Source organism: Micrococcus luteus (assembly GCF_014138885.1).
GTDB classification, from domain to species: domain Bacteria; phylum Actinomycetota; class Actinomycetes; order Actinomycetales; family Micrococcaceae; genus Micrococcus; species Micrococcus luteus.
Window position 1 is genome coordinate 1308296 of record NZ_JACJIK010000001.1, and the last position, 19730, is coordinate 1328025.

General features: G+C 73.6%; 16 protein-coding genes. 6 read left to right on the forward strand and 10 right to left on the reverse strand.

Annotated features, from left to right (window positions below; genetic code table 11):
- Positions 1–44: 44 nt before the first annotated feature.
- Genes HDA34_RS05965 through HDA34_RS11975 form a run of 3 tightly spaced genes read left to right on the forward strand, consistent with a single transcriptional unit; the run spans position 45 to position 2014 of the window.
- Positions 45–707, forward strand: coding sequence for a flavin reductase family protein (locus HDA34_RS05965; RefSeq protein ID WP_134377008.1), 663 nt, complete (start codon positions 45–47; stop codon positions 705–707).
- Complete coding sequence (locus tag HDA34_RS11970; RefSeq protein ID WP_230297364.1) at positions 704–1444, forward strand: MFS transporter; 741 nt, start codon at positions 704–706, stop codon at positions 1442–1444. Before HDA34_RS05965 ends, HDA34_RS11970 begins: the two co-directional genes overlap by 4 nt.
- A gap of 21 nt (positions 1445–1465) precedes the next feature.
- Entirely contained in the window at positions 1466–2014 is a 549-nt protein-coding gene (locus tag HDA34_RS11975) for an MFS transporter (protein WP_310735469.1), read from the forward strand.
- 125 nt (positions 2015–2139) lie between these two features.
- Here HDA34_RS11975 and hutH read toward each other — a convergent pair whose 3' ends face one another.
- The 4 genes from hutH to hutU form a co-directional block, all read right to left on the reverse strand.
- The gene (hutH, locus tag HDA34_RS05975) at positions 2140–3753 is read right to left on the reverse strand and encodes a histidine ammonia-lyase (protein WP_049147895.1); all 1614 of its coding nucleotides are present in this window, start codon (positions 3751–3753) and stop codon (positions 2140–2142) included.
- Between the two features lie 29 nt (positions 3754–3782).
- Positions 3783–4988, reverse strand: coding sequence for an imidazolonepropionase (hutI, locus tag HDA34_RS05980; RefSeq protein WP_134377009.1), 1206 nt, complete (start codon positions 4986–4988; stop codon positions 3783–3785).
- Positions 4989–5037: 49 nt separating this feature from the next.
- On the reverse strand, positions 5038–6414 hold the full coding sequence (locus HDA34_RS05985) for a YjiH family protein (RefSeq protein WP_134377010.1): 1377 nt from the start codon (positions 6412–6414) through the stop codon (positions 5038–5040).
- 117 nt (positions 6415–6531) lie between these two features.
- Positions 6532–8229, reverse strand: coding sequence for a urocanate hydratase (hutU, locus tag HDA34_RS05990; protein WP_134377011.1), 1698 nt, complete (start codon positions 8227–8229; stop codon positions 6532–6534).
- A 150-nt stretch (positions 8230–8379) separates the two neighbouring features.
- Between hutU and HDA34_RS05995 the strand changes: the two genes are divergently transcribed.
- Complete coding sequence (locus HDA34_RS05995; protein ID WP_041104426.1) at positions 8380–9093, forward strand: IclR family transcriptional regulator; 714 nt, start codon at positions 8380–8382, stop codon at positions 9091–9093.
- A gap of 114 nt (positions 9094–9207) precedes the next feature.
- Here HDA34_RS05995 and HDA34_RS06000 read toward each other — a convergent pair whose 3' ends face one another.
- Both HDA34_RS06000 and HDA34_RS06005 read right to left on the reverse strand, forming a co-directional pair.
- Positions 9208–9747 carry a hypothetical protein gene (locus HDA34_RS06000; RefSeq protein WP_134377012.1) on the reverse strand — a complete coding sequence of 180 codons (540 nt, stop codon included), beginning with the start codon at positions 9745–9747 and terminating at the stop codon, positions 9208–9210.
- A 136-nt stretch (positions 9748–9883) separates the two neighbouring features.
- Complete coding sequence (locus HDA34_RS06005) at positions 9884–10669, reverse strand: carbon-nitrogen hydrolase family protein (RefSeq protein ID WP_078025417.1); 786 nt, start codon at positions 10667–10669, stop codon at positions 9884–9886.
- Between the two features lie 170 nt (positions 10670–10839).
- On the opposite strand from HDA34_RS06005, the gene HDA34_RS06010 reads away from it, so the two are divergent.
- Positions 10840–13059, forward strand: coding sequence for a catalase (locus HDA34_RS06010; RefSeq protein ID WP_134377013.1), 2220 nt, complete (start codon positions 10840–10842; stop codon positions 13057–13059).
- A 126-nt stretch (positions 13060–13185) separates the two neighbouring features.
- Here HDA34_RS06010 and HDA34_RS06015 read toward each other — a convergent pair whose 3' ends face one another.
- Positions 13186–14475 (reverse strand): adenylosuccinate synthase, encoded by a 1290-nt coding sequence (locus tag HDA34_RS06015; RefSeq protein ID WP_060973532.1) that lies wholly within the window; start codon positions 14473–14475, stop codon positions 13186–13188.
- Positions 14476–14611: 136 nt separating this feature from the next.
- Between HDA34_RS06015 and HDA34_RS06020 the strand changes: the two genes are divergently transcribed.
- Complete coding sequence (locus HDA34_RS06020; RefSeq protein ID WP_036315775.1) at positions 14612–15163, forward strand: hypothetical protein; 552 nt, start codon at positions 14612–14614, stop codon at positions 15161–15163.
- Positions 15164–15184: 21 nt separating this feature from the next.
- Here the strand turns inward: HDA34_RS06020 and bioD are convergent, their stop codons facing one another.
- From bioD to bioA, 3 genes are read right to left on the reverse strand one after another with little or no spacing between them, the layout of a single operon-like run.
- Positions 15185–15892, reverse strand: a complete 708-nt coding sequence (gene bioD, locus HDA34_RS06025; protein WP_098093797.1) for an ATP-dependent dethiobiotin synthetase BioD — start codon at positions 15890–15892, stop codon at positions 15185–15187.
- Positions 15874–18345, reverse strand: coding sequence for an aminotransferase class I/II-fold pyridoxal phosphate-dependent enzyme (locus tag HDA34_RS11980; protein ID WP_231862047.1), 2472 nt, complete (start codon positions 18343–18345; stop codon positions 15874–15876). Before HDA34_RS11980 ends, bioD begins: the two co-directional genes overlap by 19 nt.
- Positions 18342–19730: an adenosylmethionine--8-amino-7-oxononanoate transaminase gene (gene bioA / locus HDA34_RS06035; protein WP_134377014.1), complete on the reverse strand. Its 1389-nt coding sequence runs from the start codon at positions 19728–19730 to the stop codon at positions 18342–18344. The genes HDA34_RS11980 and bioA overlap by 4 nt, the downstream gene beginning before the upstream one ends.

Consider the following 19730-nt stretch of genomic DNA (forward strand, 5'->3'; position numbering starts at 1 on the left):
GTAGCGTGGCCCACACACTGTTACCGGCATCACATGGAGGACTCATGAAGTACCGCCCGCAGCACGAGGCCAACCCCCTGCCCTTCTCCCCCTTCAAGAGCTCCACCGTGCCGCGGCCCATCGGCTGGCTGTCCTCCGTGAGCACGGACGGCCGGGAGAACATCGCCCCCTACAGCCAGTGGCAGAACCTCACCTTCGACCCGCCCATGGTGATGTTCTCCGCGAACCAGTACCCGGACGGACGCCGCAAGGACACCGTCCTCAACGCGGAGCAGACCGGCTGGTTCGTGTGGAACATGGCCACCTACGACCTGCGCGAGGCCGTCAACGTCTCCGCCATGGCCCTGGAGCCGGGCGAGAGCGAGTGGGACCGCATCGCCGAGCACGGCGTCACCAAGGTCTACGCGGACAACCACCCCATCCCGATGGTCGCCGAGTCCCCCGTGCGCTTCGAGTGCCGCTACCACTCGACGCACCGCATCAAGGGCGACTCGAACGTCGGCACCATCGACGTGGTCTTCGCCCACGTGGACACCATCCACATCGACGACGACGTCATCACCGCCGACGGCCGCATCGACATCCCGCGCATCCAGCCGATCGCCCGCCTGGGCTACTTCGACTACACCGTGGTGCGGGAGACCTTCGAGATGCGGGTGCCCGGCGCCGACGGCGATGCCCAGGCCGGCCTCGAGGGACGGGCATGAGCACCGCGGCCACCGGCGCGGCCCGGCCCGCTCCCGTGCCCCGGGCCCGCCCCCGGAGCCTGAAGGACATGCTGGCCGTGAACTTCGGCAACGCGCTGGAGTGGTACGACTGGAACGTCTACACGATCTTCGCCCCGGTCTTCGCGGCGCAGATCTTCCACGCGGACAATCCCACCTCCGAGCTGCTCGCCACCCTGGCCGTCTTCGCGGTGGGCTTCGTCGCCCGCCCCATCGGCGGCTACGTGTTCGGCGCCTACGCGGACCGGGTGGGCCGCAAGCGCAGCCTCTTCGCGGCGATGATGATCACCGCGCTCGGCAGCCTGATCATCGCCTTCACCCCCACCTACGGCACGGTGGGCGTCCTCGCCTCGGTGATCCTCGTCATCGCCCGCCTGCTGCAGGGCCTGGCGCATGGCGGCGAGATGGGCACCTCCGTGACCTACCTCGTGGAGCGGGCGCCGCAGGGTCGGCGCGGGCTGTTCGGGGCGACGTCGTGGGTGTCCGTGGTGGTGGGCACGATCCTGGCCACGCTCGTGGGCCTGGCCATCAACACGCTGCTCTCTCCCGAGCAGGTGGCGTCCTGGGGCTGGCGCGTGGCGTTCGGCATCGGCGGCGTCCTCGGCCTCTACGCGCTGTACCTGCGACGGAGCCTGACGGAGTCGGAGCACTTCACGGCGGCGCAGCAGGTGGTGCCCACCGCCGACGACGCTCCCCGCCGGGAGCCGGGTGCGGTGTGACGCGGCCTGCTGACGATCTTCCTGGTCTCCGCGGGCGGCTCCCTGATGTTCTACACGTGGCTGATCTACCTGCCCACGCACGCGCAGGTGGCCCATCAGATGGACAAGTCCACCACCCTCTCGGCCTCGCTCGTGGCCCAGGTGATCTTCCTGGCCGCCATCCTCGGGGCGGGCCTGCTGGGCGACCGGATCGGCCGCCGTCCGCTGGTCATCGCCTTCGGCCTGCTCTTCGTGGTGCTGCCGTTCCCGCTGTTCGGCATGCTGGACGGCACCTTCGCCTCGTTCCTGCTCGTGCAGACCATCGCCCTGCTGGCGGTGGCGCTGCTGTTCGGCGTCAACGGCGCCGTCTGGTCCGAGGCGCTGCCCACGGCGGTGCGCGCCAAGGGCGTGGCCACCATGCTCTCACTGGCCACCGCGATCTTCGGCGGCACGGCGCCGTACCTGATCACGTGGCTGACGGCGCAGGGGTGGACCAGCGCGTTCCCGATCTACCTCATGGTGGTCGGCGGCCTCACCGGCCTGACCGGCCTGGTCATGAAGGAGACGAAGGACGTGGACCTGGCGGCCTGAGCCGGGGCCAACCGACCCGACCCGCAGGCCGCCCCTCCACACACAGAGTGGTCACGACACGCCGTCTCGCGCAGGCGCACGGGGCATGTCGTGACCACTCTGTGGCGTCGGACCACGCTGTGGCGTCAGTGCCCCTCGGCCTCGGCGCCCTCGGACTCCTCGGCCAGGTCCTGCGGCTCGGCGTCGGCGGACACGCCCGCGAGCGCCTCCGCCACGGCGGCCAGCACGGACCCGTCGCGCAGGGCCTGCTCGGCGGCGGCCAGCTGCGGGGCCATGTACTGGTCCGGGCCGGGGCCGGGGACGCCGGCCTCGCGGATCACGCGGACGGCGGCACCGGTCGCGGCGGAGGGCTGCAGTGGGGCGCGCAGCTCGATCGCGCGGGCGGCGGCCACGAGCTCGACGGCGAGCACGCGGCGGAAGTTCTCCACGGCCGAGCGCAGCTTGCGGGCGGCGTGCCAGCCCATGGAGACGTGGTCCTCCTGCATCGCGGAGGACGGGATGGAGTCCACGGACGCGGGCACGGCCAGGCGCTTCATGTCCGAGACGAGCCCGGCCTGCGTGTACTGGGCGATCATCATGCCGGAGTCCACGCCCGGGTCGTCCACGAGGAACGCGGGCAGCCCGTGTGAGCGGGCCGGGTCCAGCATGCGGTCGGTGCGGCGCTCGGACATGCTGGCGACGTCGGCCACCGGGATGGCCAGGAAGTCCAGCACGTACGCCACGGGCGCCCCGTGGAAGTTGCCGTTCGAGCTCACCCGGCCGTCGTCGAGCACCACCGGGTTGTCCACGGTCGCGGCGAGCTCGCGCTCGGCCACGGTGCGCACGTACGCGAGGGTGTCGCGCAGGCCGCCGGCCACCTGCGGGGCGCAGCGCAGCGAGTAGGCGTCCTGCACGCGGGAGTCGCCCTCCTTGTGGCTGGCCACGATCGGCGAGCCCGCCAGGATCTTCAGCATCCGCTCCGCGGAGGCCGCCTGGCCCGGGTGGGGGCGCAGCGGGAAATGCAGCTCCCGCACGAACACGCGGTCGGTGCCGAGCAGTGCCTCCACGGACATGGCGGCGGTGAGGTCCACGGTGTCGGCGAGCTCGTCGAGGTCCGCCAGGGCCATGATCAGCATGCCGAGCATGCCCTCGGTGCCGTTGACGAGGGCCAGGCCCTCCTTCTCCCGCAGCTCGACCGGCTCGATCCCGGCCTCGGCGAGCGCCTCGCCGGCCGGACGCAGCGCGCCGTCCTCCCCGACGACGTCGCCCTCGCCCATCAGCGCCAGGGCCACGTGGGAGAGCGGAGCGAGGTCGCCGGAGCAGCCCAGCGAGCCGAACTCGCGCACGGCGGGGGTGATGCCCGCGTTGAGCATGGCCACGAAGGTCTCGACCACCACGGGGCGCACGCCCGTGCGGCCGGAGGCCAGCGTGGTGGCGCGCAGGAACATCAGCGCGCGGACGACCTCGCGCTCCACCACGGGGCCCATGCCGGCGGCGTGGGAGCGGATCAGGGACTTCTGCAGCTGCGCGCGGGACTCGAGCGGGATGTGCTTGTCCGCGAGCGCGCCGAAGCCGGTGGAGACGCCGTAGGTGGGGGTCTCGGCCTCGGCCAGCGCCTCGACGTGGCGGCGCACCGCGCCGACGGTCTCGAGCACGTCGTCGGCGAGCACCACGCGGGCGTCGTGGCGGGCCACGGCGACGACGTCGTCCAGGGTGGCCCCGGACGTGCCGAGCGTGACGGTGGCGGGAGGGGTGGTCATGGTGATGCGTTCTCCTTGCTGTCGGTCGATCAGACGGCCCGGCGACCGGCGCGCCAGACCGCATGGGTCAGCGGCATGCCGGGGCGGTAGGCCAGGTGGATGGCGGCGGGGGCGTCGAGCACGTGCAGGTCGGCGCGCTTGCCGACCTCGAGGCTCCCGACGCGGTCCTGCGCCCGCAGGCCGAGGGCCCCGCCGAGGGTGGCGGCGCGCACGGCCTCGGCGAGGGTCAGGTGCATCTGCAGCACGGCGGTGCCCACGTTGAAGTTCATGGACGTGGTGTAGCTGGTGCCCGGGTTGCAGTTCGAGGCCAGGGAGACCTCGATGCCGGCGTCGAGCAGGCGACGCGCGGGCGCCAGCGGGGCGCGGGTGGACAGGTCGCACGCGGGCAGGCAGCCGGCCACGGTGCCGGGCGTGCCGGTGGCCGAGGCGCGGTCCCAGCCGGTCCAGGTGCCGGCCAGGGCCTCGACGTCCGCGTCGGAGAGGTGGTTGACGTGGTCCACGGAGGCGGCGCCGAACTCCACGGCCACGCCCACCCCCGGGCCCTGCTCGATCTGGTTGCCGTGCAGGCGCACGCCCAGCCCCGCCGCCACACCCGCGGCGAGCACGCGGCGGGTCTGCTCGGCGTCGAAGGCGCCGGTGTCGCAGAACACGTCCACCCAGCTCGCGTGCTCCCGCACGGCCTCGAGCATCGGCCCGACGACGTCGTCGAGGTAGTCCTCCGCGTCCCGGCCCGGGGGCACGAGGTGGGCGCCGAGGAAGGTCACCTCGTCGACGAGGCCCTCCTCGCGCAGCCCGGCCAGCAGGCGCGCGTGGCGGGCCTCCTCCGCCACGGTGAGCCCGTAGCCGGTCTTGGTCTCGAGGTAGGTGGTGCCTCCGGCCACCGCGTCGGCCACCCGGCCGCGGACCAGCTCGGCCAGGCGGTCGTCCGAGGCGGCGCGGGTGGCGGAGGTGGTCACGCCGATGCCGCCGGCCGCGTAGGACTCCCCGGCCATGCGGGCCTCGAACTCGGCGGAGCGGTCCCCGTCGAACACGAGATGCGTGTGGGAGTCCACCCAGCCGGGCAGCACGGCACGGCCCCCCACGGACACCCGGTCGTCCGCGTCCGGGGCGTCCGCGGCGGCACCGATCCAGGCGATGCGCTCGTCCTCGACGACGACGGCCGCGTCCTGGAGCACCCGCCCTTCGGGGTCGACGGTGGTCAGCTCGGCGATGTCGGTGATGAGCGTGGAGCGCATGGGGGCCTCTCTCTGCGGGACGGACGGGACGGGACGGCGGGGCGGGGCCTCAGGTGAGCGCCGCGACCAGATGGGCGACCGGCGTGGCGAGCAGGATGGTGAGGGCCACACGCTCGGCCCAGATCACCACGAGCTTCCACAGCGGGATGGGGATGTCCGTGGCCAGGATGGCAGGCACCACCGCGGAGAAGAAGATGATCGCGGAGACGCAGACGACGCCGATCACGAACCGGGCGACGAGGTCCTCGTGACCGGCCGCCATCGTGGCCGGGATGAACATCTCGGCGATCGAGGTGGCGGAGGCCGAGGCCAGCAGGCCGGGATCGGAGTAGCCCAGCGCCCAGAACAGCGGGTAGAAGATCACGCCGATCCACTCGAACACGGGCGTGTAGGTGGCCAGGACCAGGGCGATCAGGCCCACGGACATGATGGAGGGCAGGATCTGGAGCACCATCACGAGGCCGTCCCGGAAGTTGACCCAGATGTTCTTCGGCAGGGACGGGGCCTCGGCGAGGGTCTGCTCGGCGGCGCGACGGGCCACCCGGAAGCGGTCCCGGGTGACGGCCAGCTCGGGCGAGTGCACCGCGCCGGGGTACACCTCGTCCGGGATGCGGCTCAGCGGCGGGATGCGCACGGTGATGGCCGTGACCGCGAACGTCACCACGAGGGTGCCGAAGAAGTACCAGAGCCAGATGTCCATCAGGCCCAGCGTCTTGGCGACGATCACCATGAAGGTCGCGGACACCGTGGAGAAGCCGGCGGCGATGATCGCCGCCTCGCGGGCCGTATAACGGCCGCCGGTGTACATGCGGTTGGTGAGCAGCAGGCCCAGGGCGTAGGAGCCCACGAAGGAGGCCACGGCGTCGACGGCGGCGCGGCCGGGCACGCGCCAGATCGGCCGCATGGCCGGGCGCAGGTAGACGCCCACGAACTCCATGAGGCCGTAGCCGATCACGAGGGCCAGGAAGACGCCGCCGATGGGCACGATCAGGCCCACGGGCACCACGAGCTTGTCCATCAGGAACGGGCCGATGCTCTTGTCCAGGATCCAGCTCGGGCCCACGCCGAACACGACCATCGCCGAGGCGACCAGGCCGAGCACGGCGAGGAGGGCGAAGACCGTCCGGGTGGTGCTGGTCCGCCAGCGGCCCGAGGCGAACGGGTACACGGCGCCGGCGGCGATGATGGCCAGGCCCACCCAGCGGTCGGCCGGGCCGAGCAGCCCGCGCACCCAGGTCACCAGGTGGTCCAGCGGGATGGAGCTCGCCCCGTTGATCGTGACGGGCACGAAGAACATGACGATGCCGATCGCCGAGTAGACGATCATGCGCCAGCGCGCCGGCGGGCGGGGCGCGTCGGCCTCGATCGCGGCCATCGCGGTGGTGTCGGTGTGCAGCTCGTGGTCTGCGGGGCGGGACGAGTCCATCGTGGTGTCCTTTCGATCGCGAGCCGGACGGGCGGCCGCCCGTCCGGCTCGCGGCGGTGAAGTCGTCGGACGGCGACGGCGCGGCGGCACCGTCGCCGTCCGACGACGTGACCGGGGTCAGTCCCGGATCGTGGCCTCCATGGGCACACGGACGCCGCGCTCCTTCGCCACCTCGGCGGCGCGGGAGTAGCCGGCGTCGACGTGGCGGATGACGCCCATGCCCGGGTCGTTGGTGAGCAGCGCCTCGAGCTTGGCCGCGGCCAGCTCGGTGCCGTCGGCCACGCCCACCTGGCCGGCGTGGATGGACCGGCCGATGCCGACGCCGCCGCCGTGGTGGATCGACACCCAGGTGGCACCCGAGGAGGTGGCGGTCAGCGCGTTCAGCAGCGGCCAGTCGGCGATCGCGTCGGAGCCGTCCAGCATGGACTCGGTCTCGCGGTACGGGGAGGCCACGGAGCCCGAGTCGAGGTGGTCGCGGCCGATCACGATCGGCGCCTTGACCTTGCCCTCGGCCACGAGCTGGTTGAAGAGCAGGCCGGCCTTGTGGCGCTCGCCGTAGCCCAGCCAGCAGATGCGGGCCGGCAGGCCCTCGAACTCCACGAACTCGGCGGCGCCGTCGAGCCAGCGGTGCAGGTGCTCGTTCTCGGGGAACAGCTCCTTCAGGGCCTCGTCGGTCACGCGGATGTCCTCCGGGTCGCCGGAGAGCGCGGCCCAGCGGAACGGGCCGAGGCCCTCGCAGAACAGCGGGCGGATGTAGGCCGGGACGAAGCCCGGGAACTCGAACGCGCGGGAGTAGCCGGCCTTGCGGGCCTCGTCGCGGATGGAGTTGCCGTAGTCGAACACCTCGGCGCCGATGTCCTGGAAGCCGACCATGGCCTCGACCTGGCGGGCCATGGACTCCTGGGCCTTCTTGGTGAAGGTGTCCGGGTCGGCCTCGGCCTCGGCGTGCCAGTCCTTCTCGTCGATCTCGATCGGCAGGTAGGACAGCGGGTCGTGCGCGGAGGTCTGGTCGGTGACGATGTCGATCTCGACGGTGCCGGCCTTCTGGCGCTCGAGCAGCTCGGGGAACACCTCGGCGGCGTTGCCCACGAGGCCCACGGAGACGGCCTCGCCGTCGCGCTTGGCCTGCATGACGCGCTCGACGGCCTTGTCGATGTCCGTCTCCACCTCGTCCAGGTAGCGCTTGCCCATGCGACGGCGCAGGCGGTCCTCCGAGACGTCCACGATCAGGCAGACGCCGCCGTTGAGGGTGACGGCCAGGGGCTGGGCGCCGCCCATGCCGCCGCAGCCGCCGGTGAGGGTGAGGGTGCCCTGGAGGGAGCCGTCGTAGCGCTTGCGGCCGATCGCGGCGAAGGTCTCGTAGGTGCCCTGCAGGATGCCCTGGGTGGCGATGTAGATCCACGAGCCGGCGGTCATCTGGCCGTACATCATCAGGCCCTCGGCCTCGAGCTTGCGGAACTCCGGCCACGTGGCCCAGTCGCCCACGAGGTTGGAGTTGGCGATCAGCACGCGCGGGGCCCACTTGTTGGTGCGGAACACGCCCACCGGCTTGCCGGACTGCACCAGGAGGGTCTCGTCCTCCTCGAGGTCCTTGAGGGTGGCGACGATGGCGTCGTAGGCCTCCCAGGAGCGGGCCGCGCGGCCGGTGCCGCCGTAGACGACGAGGTCCTCGGGCCGCTCGGCGACCTCGGGGTCCAGGTTGTTCATGAGCATCCGCAGCGGGGCCTCGGTCTGCCAGGACTTGGCGGACAGCTCGGTGCCGCGCGGGGCGCGGATGGTGCGGGACGGGTCGTGCTGGGTGAAGCCCACGGCCATGGCAGTTCCTCTCGACGGGGTGCGTGCGCCGCCGGGACGAGTGGCCCCTGTGATTTCACGGCTCGGCATGCACTTTCCGAACATTGAAACAGTGACTCGGCTCACGCGCAAGCCCGATCCGTGTGTCCCGCACCCGTTACGCTCCCTCTCATGACCACCACCCCCACCGCCTCGACGCGCACCGTGGACCGGGCCCTGGACCTGCTCGCCGCCGTCACCGAGCAGCCCCGGCTGAGCCTGACCGAGGCCGCCCGCGCCACGGAGCTGCCGGCGTCCACGGCGCTGCGCCTGCTGCGCAGCCTCGAGGGATCCGGCTTCGTGGCCCGCGACGACGACGGCGCCTACCGCCCCGGCGTGCGCCTCATCCAGCTCGGGGCGCGGGCCTTCTCCCGAGACTCGCTCGTGCAGCTGGCCCGCGGGCCGATGGACCACGTCGTGGCCGCCACGGGCGAATCCGTCTACCTCTCGGTGACGACCCCTCCGGACTCCGCCGTCTACCTGGCGATCGTGGAGGGCACGCACTCCGTCCGCCACACGAACTGGGTCGGACGCACCGTCCCCCTGGCGGGCACGGCCGTGGGCGACGCCCTGCGCGGCAGCGTGGCCGCGGGGGACTACACGCTGCGCACCCGTTCCGTGGAGAAGGACGTCACCTCGCTGTCCGCCCCCATCAGCGTGGCGGGCACGGTGGTCGGTGCGCTCAGCACGCTCGTGCCGGCCTACCGCTGCACGGACGAGCTGGCGGACCGGTGCGGGGCGGCCCTCGTCGCCGCCACCGGCGAGCTCGCGCACCTGCTCGGGGCGGCCGACACTCCCAGGGAACGCCCAGCCGACTCCCCTGGAAAGCCCAAGGCGAGTTCGTAGGCTGAAGCCACCTCATCGAAGGTGCGAGTGATGACGGAGAAGGCCCCGGGCCCGGCGAGAGCCGGAACCGGGGCCTTTCTCTGCGGCCGGCGCCCGAGGCGCCGGTTGCGGGGATCAGCGGCGGGAGGAGACGACGCCCGCCCAGAGGCCGCCGAGCAGGCCCGCCACCGGCAGCATCCAGAACAGGTGCAGGCCCGCCCCGTAGAGGACGGTGTTGGAGAACACCGCGAACAGGCCCACGGCACCGAGGAAGCCGCCGACCACGCCACCGACCACGTAGCGCACGACGGAGCGGGCAGCCCCGCCCATCAGCAGCACGACCAGGTAGCCGGCCGCGCCCGCCAGGGCGCCGCCCACCAGGCCGAACATGAACGACTGCACCAGCACGACCCAGCCGTGGCCGGTCTTGCCCAGCGCCACGGAGCCGTTCGGATCACCCAGGTCGCCGGTGAGCACGCGCACGACGTTGCCGATGATCACGACGAGCACCGAGACGAGGATGACGCGGTTGGTGAAGCCCCAGCCCTCCACCGGGCCCAGCGGCTCGAGCACCTCCTCCTCCACCACGGCGTGGCGCACGGGGCGGGCCGGGGCGGTGTGGGCGTTCGCGGCGTGGGGCTGGACGGCGTGGCTGCCGTCGGCGTTGATGGTCATCTCTGATCTCCCGTCCCGCCCCGGGCGGGGCGCGTTCCGAGCGCCGGGGCGCCCGTCTGGTTGCACGTCTGACGTGATTTTAGGCTTTTCCCAGCCCGAGGGGGTAATGGTGACCCGTCCGCCGGGCGGGGACGGCTCAGAGGACGTCGGTGCGGCGGTTGGCGAGCGAGGGGAGGAACTCCCGGACCTCGTCGATCCGCTCGCGGGTGACCTCCGCGGTCGCCACGGCCTCCCGCTCGTCGGCGAGCTCGGCGACGGGCAGCGCCAGCGGGTCCACGATCATCGAGTGGCCCACGGTGCCGTCCGAGCACGTGTCCGCCGCGGCCACCCACACGGTGTTCTCCACCGCGCGGGCCTTGAGCAGGGTGCGCCAGTGCTCCACCTTGTGCTCGCCGGAGAACCACGCCGCGGGGATCACGAGCACGTCCGCGCCCTCCACCGCGAGACGCCGGGACAGCTCGGGGAAGCGCAGGTCGTAGCAGGTGAGCAGGCCCAGGCGGAGCCCGCCGAGCTCGATCGCGGCGACGCCGCCGTCGCCGGGGGTGATCCGGTCCGACTCGCGGTGCGCGAACGCGTCGTAGAGGTGGAGTTTGCGGTACGCGCCCAGCCGGGCGCCGTCCGCGCCCACCGCCAGCAGCGTGTTGTAGGGACGCCGGTCCGGTCCCGGCTCGTAGCCGCCCGCGACGACGGCGATCCCGTGCTCCCGCGCCAGCGCGGCCAGGCCCGCGGCGAACGGCTCCCAGGCCGCGGCGACGGCGTCGGGGAACTCCTCCCCCACCTCGCGGGCCCCGAGCATGGCCTCCTCGGGCAGCACCAGGAGGTCCGCCCCCTCGCCCGCGGCGCGGGCGGCGAGGCGGGCCATCACGGCCAGGTTCTCCTCGACGTCGCCCACGGGCCCGAACTGTCCGACGCTGATCCTCATGCCCCCAGGGTAGCCAGGCCCCTGCCGGTGGCCGTCAGCCCTGGTCAGCACCGAGGTCAGCCGCCACGCTAAAGACCGGACACGACGTCGGCCCGCATCGGCCGCCGTCGTCCTCCGCCCCGGATCCGCGCGGCACCGCGCGGCACGTCGACACCACAGGAGCAGACGCGATGACCACCCAGCAGCCCGACATCCCCGGCACGCCGGGGCCGATCACCCCCGACCTCGAGGAGCACACCGCCCTCACCCACCCGGACCAGCCCGTGGCCGTGCCGGCCCCGGACCAGCGTGGTCCGGCCCAGGTCTCCCCCACCGGCCAGGACACCGGCGCCGACCCCGCGACCGCCGCGCAGGGCTGCCCATACCTGACCACCGCGCACGGCGTGCGCCTGCAGGACTCGGACCACTCGCTCAAGGCCGGCCGCCGCGGCCCCACCCTGCTGCAGGACCACCACCTGCGGGAGAAGCTCAGCCACTTCGACCACGAGCGCATCCCCGAGCGCGTGGTCCACGCCCGCGGCGCCGGCGCCCACGGCGTGTTCCGTGGCTATGGCACCGCCGCGAAGATCAGCCGGGCCGGGCTCTTCGCCAAGGACAAGGAGACGGAAGTGTTCGTCCGCTTCTCCACCGTGGCCGGCTCCCGCGGCTCCATGGACCTGGCCCGCGACACCCGCGGCTTCGCCACCAAGTTCTACACGGACGAGGGCACGTGGGACCTGGTGGGCAACAACATCCCCGTGTTCTTCGTGCAGGACGCCATCAAGTTCCCGGACGTGGTGCACTCGGTGAAGCCGCACCCGGACCGCGAGATCCCGCAGGCGCAGTCCGCGCACGACACGTTCTGGGACTTCGTGTCCCTGCACACCGAGGCCCAGCACCACACCCTGTGGAACATGTCCGACCGCGGCATCCCGCGCTCCTACCGCATGATGGAGGGCTTCGGCGTCCACACCTACCGCCTGATCGCGGCGGACGGCTCCACCGTGCTGGTCAAGTTCCACTGGAAGCCGATGCTCGGCGTGCACTCCGTGACCTGGGAGGAGGCGCTGCTCACCAACGGCATGGACCCGGACTTCCACCGGCGTGACCTCGCCGACGCGATCGAGGCCGGCGCCTTCCCCGAGTGGGAGCTCGGCGTGCAGGTGTTCGAGGACAACGAGGAGCAGATGTTCGAGGGCATCGACCTGCTCGACCCCACGAAGCTGGTCCCGGAGGAGCTCGCCCCCGTGCAGCCCCTCGGCCGCATGACGCTGAACGCCAACCCGTCCAACTACTTCGCCGAGACGGAGCAGGTGGCCTTCAACCCGGCCAACCTCGTGCCCGGCATCGACGTCACCAACGACCCGCTCCTGCAGGGCCGCCTGTTCTCCTACCTGGACACCCAGCTCACCCGCCTCGGCGGGCCGAACTGGAACCAGCTGCCCATCAACCGCCCGCACGCCCCGGTCAACGACATGCTGCGTGACGGCTTCCACCAGAGCGCCGTGCATCGCGGCGTGGCGCCGTACCGGCCCAACTCGCTCGACGGCGGCCTGCCGTACGAGACCCCCGCGGACGACCACGCGTTCATCGAGCACCCGGAGCCGCTGCCGGCGTCGGTGAAGGAGCGCGCGCACGCCGCCTCCTTCGACGACCACTTCTCGCAGGCGCGCCTGTTCTTCCTCTCCCTCTCCGAGGTGGAGCGCGAGCACGTGGCGCAGGCGTACACGTTCGAGCTGGGCAAGTGCTACGAGCAGACCATCCGCGAGCGCCAGCTGGCCCACCTCGCCGCGATCGACACGCGACTGGCCCAGCAGGTCGCGGACGGCCTGGGCATCCCCGTTCCCGCGCCGACCGAGACCCCGGCCGAGGTGCAGCCCTCCCCCGTGCTGTCCCAGATCGGCGGCGCGTGGCCGCTCGACGGCCGTCAGGTCGGCGTCGTGGTGGGCGAGTCCGTGGACGAGAAGGAGCTGGACGCCCTCGTGCAGGGCATCCACGGTGCGGGCATGGTCCCGCTGGTCATCGCGCCGAAGGGCGGCCCCGTGGCCGGGGAGATCGTGGCCCAGCGGACCTACCTGACCGCCGCGTCCATCGAGCTGGATGCCGTGGTCGTGGCCTCGCCGGCGGCCCCCGCCGCAGACGCCGCCCCCAGCCTGGACCAGAAGGCCGGCGCCGCCGACTCCGAGGCGGTGGACCCGCGCGTCGTCAAGGTGCTGCAGGAGATGTGGCGCCACTCGAAGGCGATCCTCGCCCTCGAGCCGGCGGAGGCCGTCCTCGCTGCCGCCCAGGTGTCCGGCAAGGGCGTCGAGTCCGCGGCGGACGGCGCGGCCGCCGTGGCGGCGCTGAAGCAGCTCCTGCCCGCGCACCGCGTGTGGGACCGCTTCCCGACGACGGGCCGCCTGGCCGACTGACCGGCGGACCCCCGGGCGCTTTCGAACGTGAGATAGGGCCTATCTCACGTTCGAAAGCGCCCATTCGCCCTCTTTCACGTTCGAAAGTGCAGGCCAGGGCGGGCCGGGCCGGGGCGGCGGGCCGGGTCAGTCCTCGATGAGGTCGCGGACCTGGACCACCTGGTCGCGGCCCGGGCCCACGCCGATCGCGGAGATCCGGCACCCGGAGAGCTTCTCGAGGGCCTCCACGTAGCGCTGGGCGTTCAGCGGCAGGTCGGTGAACGCGCGGGCACCGGAGATGTCCTCGGTCCACCCGTCGAAGTGCTCGTACACCGGCTTCGCGTGATGGAACTCGGTCTGGGTCATGGGCATGCGGTCGTGGCGCACGCCGTCCACCTCGTAGGCCACGCACACCGGGATCTTCTCGATGCCGGTGAGCACGTCCAGCTTGGTGAGGAAGTAGTCCGTGAAGCCGTTGATCCGCGCGGCGTAGTGGGCCATGACGGCGTCGTACCAGCCGGTGCGCCGCGGGCGGCCGGTGTTCACGCCGAACTCGCCGCCGGTGGTGCGCAGCTGCTCGCCCATCTCGTCGAAGAGCTCCGTGGGGAACGGACCGGCGCCGACGCGCGTGGTGTAGGCCTTCACGATGCCGATGGTGCGGGAGAAGCGGGTGGGGCCGATGCCCGCGCCCACGGCCGCGCCGCCGGCGGTCGGGTTGGACGAGGTCACGAACGGGTAGGTGCCGTGGTCCACGTCCAGGTAGGTGGCCTGGCCGCCCTCCATGAGCACCACCTTGCCCTCGTCCAGGGCGTCGTTGAGCAGGTTCACGGAGTCCACGACCATGGGGCGCAGGCGGTCCGCGTAGCCCAGGAAGTACTCGGCGATCTCGTCCACGGTCACGGCGCGGCGGTTGTAGAGCTTCACCAGCAGCTCGTTCTTCTGCCGCAGGGCGCCCTCGATCTTCTGGCGCAGGATCGACTCGTCGAAGATGTCCTGCACGCGGATGCCCAGGCGGGCCACCTTGTCCATGTAGGTGGGGCCGATGCCGCGGCCGGTGGTGCCGATCGCGCGCTTGCCCAGGAACCGCTCGGTCACCTTGTCCATGGTCTGGTGGTACGGCGCCACGAGGTGGGCGTTGGCGGAGATCTTCAGGTGCTCGCACGGGTGGCCGCGGGACTCGAGCCCGTCGATCTCCTCGAACAGCGCCTCCAGGTTCACCACCACGCCGTTGCCGATCACCGGCACCGCGTTGGGCGAGAGGATGCCGGCGGGCAGCAGCTTGAGCTCGAACTTCTCCCCGTTGACGACGACGGTGTGCCCGGCGTTGTTGCCGCCGTTCGGCTTGACGACGTAGTCCACTCGCCCGCCCAGCAGGTCGGTGGCCTTGCCCTTGCCCTCGTCGCCCCACTGGGCTCCGACGATCGCGATCGCTGGCATCTGCATCTCTCCTCAGGGCCGCGGGTCGCCCCGGACCGGCCCGTACATGGAAAACGCCCCCTTGCGGTGCACGCGGAGGCCGTACCCCCGAATCCTACCAGCGTGACGGATGCCACCCTCTGGCTACGCTGGCGCCATGAGCACCGCAGCGCCCGGCACCCAGCACTCGGAGTTCGCCTCCCCGACCCCCACCCGCAAGGGCCCGAGCGTGGGCACGTGGCGCCCCTGGGCCGTGCTGCCGTGGGCGCTGGCCCTCCTCGCCCTGCCCCTGATCGCGCTCGCCCTGCGCTCCAACTTCGGCGCGAACGGCTGGATGACGGTCATCTACATGGTCTTCGGCGCCCTGCCCCACGAACTCGTCCTCGTGCTCATGGTGGGGAGCCTGTTCCTCCTGCCCCGCGTGGACCCGCAGGATGAGCAGCGGGGCGGCATCCGGCTGGGGCGCCTGCTGCACACGCTGCTGGGCATCTCCTGGGGGTCCTTCGCGCTGGCCGCGATCATCTTCCCCGACGGCGGCGACCACCCGGACTCCGGCGCCACGACCCCGGTGCTCATGGACCTGCTCGGCAAGAGCACCGCGATGGACGTCGGCCTCGTGGGCGGCCTCGCCCTCGCGGCCGTCAGCGCCCTCACCGGTCTCGCGGTGATCGTGGTGTGCGTGGTGCGGCGGATCCGCGCCGTTCGCTGAGCACGCTCCCGACGACGGCGGTCAGCGCGCCGACATGACGCGCGGCGGGGTGCCCCGCGGCACCGTCTCCAGCACCGCCCCGTGGGCGCCGGCCAGGCGGGCCAGGAACACGAGGTTGGCCCGCTCGACGGGGTCTGGGTCCGCGGCCACGCCGCTGACGAGGATCCGCTCCGGCGCCACGCCACGGGCGGCGGCGTGCTCCACCGTGAGGCGCGCGTGGTTCTGCGTGCCCAGCCCGGGGCGCGCCACGACCGTCAACCCCGCGTCGAGCCCGGCCGCCCGCAGCGCGCGCACGGCGTCCACAGGCCCCTCGTCGGCCTCGGTCCACGCCACGGTGATCCCGCCGGCGCCCTCGATGAGCAGGTGGTCGACGCCCGCGGCGAGGCCACGCCACCGGCCCAGCTGCTCACCCAGAGGCGGCAGAGGGGGCGTCCCCTCCCCCGCGTGGGCGACCGCGTCCACGGGGGCCATCGCGGGGCCGACCCGCGCCCCCTCGGACACGGTCAGGCGGGCCGGAGCGGCGGCGTCGAGCGCGCCGGATGCGGCGGCCGCGGCCACCAGGTCCCGGACGGTCTCGACGTCGCCGGCCTCCCCCGGTGCGACGCCCGTCTGCACCGGCTTGTCCACGTGCACGCGGAGCCCGGCCACCAGGGCACGGGCCGCGAGCGCGGCGGTGCCCCACGTCTTGCCGACGTCCGTGTCCGTGCCGGTCACGACCTCGATGCGCATGTGTCCACTCCACTCTGCTCGATTCGGATGTCCTCGCCGCCGTGCCACGGTCCGGGCGTCACGAGCACGTGCTGCGGCGCCTGGAAGGAGAGCAGGCGCAGCCACGTCGCCGGCGGCCCGGTGAGCCGGGCGTCCGGCAGCAGGCGGGCGACCTCGCGGACCACGAGGGCGGTCTCGAGCTCCGCGAGCCCGGCCCCGAGGCAGCGATGCAGGCCGAAGCCGAAGGCGAGCCGGGCGTCGTCGTGCTGTTCGCCGCTGAGGTGCAGCAGGAGCTCGTCGCCGGCGCGGACCTCGTGCTCGCCGACGCGGACGTCCGCCGTGGCGAGGCGCCGCCAGGTGGGCACCGAGGAGCTCGTCCGGAGGCACTCGGCCACGAGCTCGGCCGCGGCCGCCTCCGCCGCATCGGCTCCGGCGCCCCCGTCCGCCCCGGCGCCGAGCGCGGCCCAGCGGGCGGGGTCGGCCAGGGCGCGGGTGAGCGCGGTGGAGATGAGCAGCCGGGTGGTCTCCTGCCCGGCGATCACCAGGAAGTAGCCGAGGGAGACGATCCGCTCGTCGTCGACGCCGGCCTCGTGCAGCGCCGCGAACAGGTTGCCGGGCTGTGCGTCGTCCCCGCGCGCCTCGACGACGGCCCCGCGCAGCCACCGGTGGAAGTCGGCGGCGGAGCGGGCGAGCCGCAGCTGGCGGTCCTCGTCCGGCCAGCCCCAGAACAGTTCGAGGGAGTCGGCGCTCCAGCGGTGCAGCTGCGCCTCGGGCGGGTTGGGCACGCCGGTCAGGGCGGACATCACGCGCGCCGGGACCGCTGCCGCCACGGTGGTCGCCAGGTCCACGGCCCCGCCTGCGCGGCCGGTGTCCGCGAGGGCGGCCGTGAGGGCCATCCGGGTGGTCGCGAGGATCCGGCCGCGGGCTTCGCGCACCTTCGCCGGGGAGAAGAACGGTGCCACGACGCGACGCACCGCCCGGTGCTCCTCCCCGCCGGCGGAGGCGAGCACGGGCGGCAGCCGGAAGCGGGCGGCGGCCAGGATGCGGCGGGCCGGGCCGCTCAGCGGGACGACCGCCGTGAGGGCGTTGTCCGAGGCGAACGTCCCGGGGTCGGTGAGCACGCGCCGCAGGTCGGCGGGATCGGAGATCCGCAGGTGGTCGCCGCGCACGGCCTCCGGCCGTGGGTCGCCGTGGGCGAACGGGCAGCCCGTGGACGCGCCCCACGCCCGGGCGGCCACGCTCGCCACCGCCTCCAGCGCCGCCCGCAGCCGGGGCTCGGGGACGGCGGTGGTCACGCTCACGCGGAGGCGGGCGATGCCGTCGGGCACGCTGGGCGGGCGGAAGCATCCCACGAGGACGCCGTGCGCGCGCAGCTCCGCGGCCGCGGCGACGGCCTGCTCCGGTCCGGGCATGCGGATCGAGTGGACGGCGCCCGCCCCGACCTCCACGTGCCCGGCCAGCTCGGGCCGGCGGGTGAAGACGTCCACGGCCGTCTCCCGGGCCCGCGCGAGCCGTGCCGCGGGCTCCCCCGTGGCGGCGATCCGGCAGGCGGCCGCCGCGGAGGCGGCGAGCACGGGGGCCAGGGCCGTGTCGAAGACGAAGGTGCGGGCGGTGTTGAGCACGTGGTCGCGCCAGGACCGCGCGTCGGGCCCGCCGAACAGGGCCAGACCGCCCTGGCCGCCGAGGGCCTTCGAGCAGGTGGCGGTGACCACGACGGGCGCCTGCCCCGCCCACAGTCCCAGGGCGCCCGTGCGGCTGCCGCCGGGGACCACGCCGAGCGAGTGGGCCTCGTCCACCACGAGCAGGGCGCCGTGTTCGGCGGCCAGGGCGGCCAGGGCGGGCAGGTCGGCCTCGTCCCCCAGCACGGAGTACAGGGACTCGACCACCAGCACGATCCGTCGCGCCCGCCCTTCGGTGCGCAGCCGGTCGAGGGCGGCCCGGAAGGCGGGCACCCTGTTGTGCTCCACCGTGGTGACCGACGCGCCCGCCAGGGGGGCGAACGCCCCTGAGCGGGCGGTGACGGCGAGGGCGGCGCCGTCGCGCAGGCTCGCGTGGGCGTGCTCGTCCAGGAGGAAGGCGGTGCCCGGCCCGGCCAGGGCGCCGAGGACACCGAGGTTCGCGGTGTAGCCGGAGGAGAAGGCGAGGGCGGCATCCGCGTCGGCCAGCGCGGCGGCGGCGGACTCGAGGTCGGCGTGCGCGGGATGCGTCCCCGTGACGACGCGGGAGGCCCGCGCCCCGACCGGCCCCTCGGTGGCGATGCGCGCGGCGGCGGCCCGCACGTCCGGGTGGACGGCCAGGCCCAGGTAGTCGTTGGCGGCCAGGTCCACGACGCTCGACGACGGCGCGCCCGGCTCCGGCGGGTCGGCGCGGCGCTCCAGGCCGCGGCGCGCGCGGACGGCGGCCCGAGAGCCCAGCCACGAGGACCAGGGGTCGGCGGGCGTGCTCGTGGCCGCGCCGGCCTCGGCGGTGTTCATGCGCAGACCTCCTCGACGGCCCCGGTGACGGCCGCGCAGATCGTGGCGACGTCGTCGTCGGTGCTCACGTAGGGCGGCATCACGTACACCAGCCGCCGGAAGGGGCGCACCCATGCACCGCGGGCGACGGCGGCCCGAGTGACGGGCTCGACGTCCACGGTCCGGTCCAGCTCCACGACGCCTACCGCACCCAGGACCCGCACGTCGGTGACGGCGGGCAGGTCGGCGGCCGCCGCCAGCCCGGCGCGCAGCCCGGCCTCGACGCGGGGCACCTGGGCGGCCCAGCCGTCGCGCGGGTCGGTGAGCAGGTCGAGGGACGCGGAGGCGACCGCGCACATCAGCGGGTTGCCCATGAACGTGGGCCCGTGCAGGAGAGCCCCGGGCATGCCCCGTTCCCGCCGGGAGACCGTCTCGGCGACCTCGGCGGTGCACAGCATGGCCGCGCCCGTCATGGTGCCGCCGGTGAGCGCCTTGCCGAGGCACAGCACGTCCGGGGCGACGCCGGCCCCTTCGCACGCGAGCCAGCGGCCGGTGCGGCCGAAGCCGGTGGCGATCTCGTCGGCGATGAGCAGGAGCCCGTGCTCGTCGCACAGCTCGCGCAGCACGGTGAGGCAGCGCGGGTCGTAGACGCGCATGCCCCCCGCCCCCTGGAGCACGGGTTCGAGGATCACGCCGGCGATCTCGTCCGCATGCGCGGCGGTGAAGGCGCGGGCCTCGTCCTCCCACGCGGCGAGGGCGGCGTCGTTGGCCTCCCAGTGGCCGGCCGGAGCGGCGTCGGGTGCCATGGGTGCCGCGGCGACGCCCTCGGGCACCCAGCGTGCCGCCGGCGGGCGGGGCAGGAACAGATGCCGAGCCACGAGCGAGGTGAAGGCCGCGTGCATGCCGTCCACGGGATCGCACACGCCCATGGGCGCGGCGGTGTCCCCGTGGTAGCCGCCGCGGACCGTGAGGAATCGGCGGCGGCTGGGCCGGCCGCGCGTCGCCTGGTACTGGAGGGCGAGCTTGAGCGCAACCTCCACCGAGACCGAGCCGGAGTCGGCGAGGAACACGTGCTCGAGCGCGGCGGGGGTGTGCGCGACGAGCCGTTCCGCCAGGTCGACGGCGGGCGCGTGCGTGAGCCCGCCGAACATGACGTGCGGGAAGGCCGCGGCCTGCCGGGTCAGGGCCTCGACGAGCGCGGGGTGCCCGTGCCCGTGCACCACGGACCACCAGGACGCCATCGCGTCGATGGCGCGGTGACGCTCCCCGCCCGGCCCCTCGAGGTCGAGGTGGACGCCCCGGGCACCGCGCACGGCGTAGAGCTGGCGGGCGCCGGCGGCCCCGTAGGGGTGCCAGAGGTGGGCGGCGTCGCGGTCGAGGAGGCCGGCTTCAGCGGGGGCGGTCAC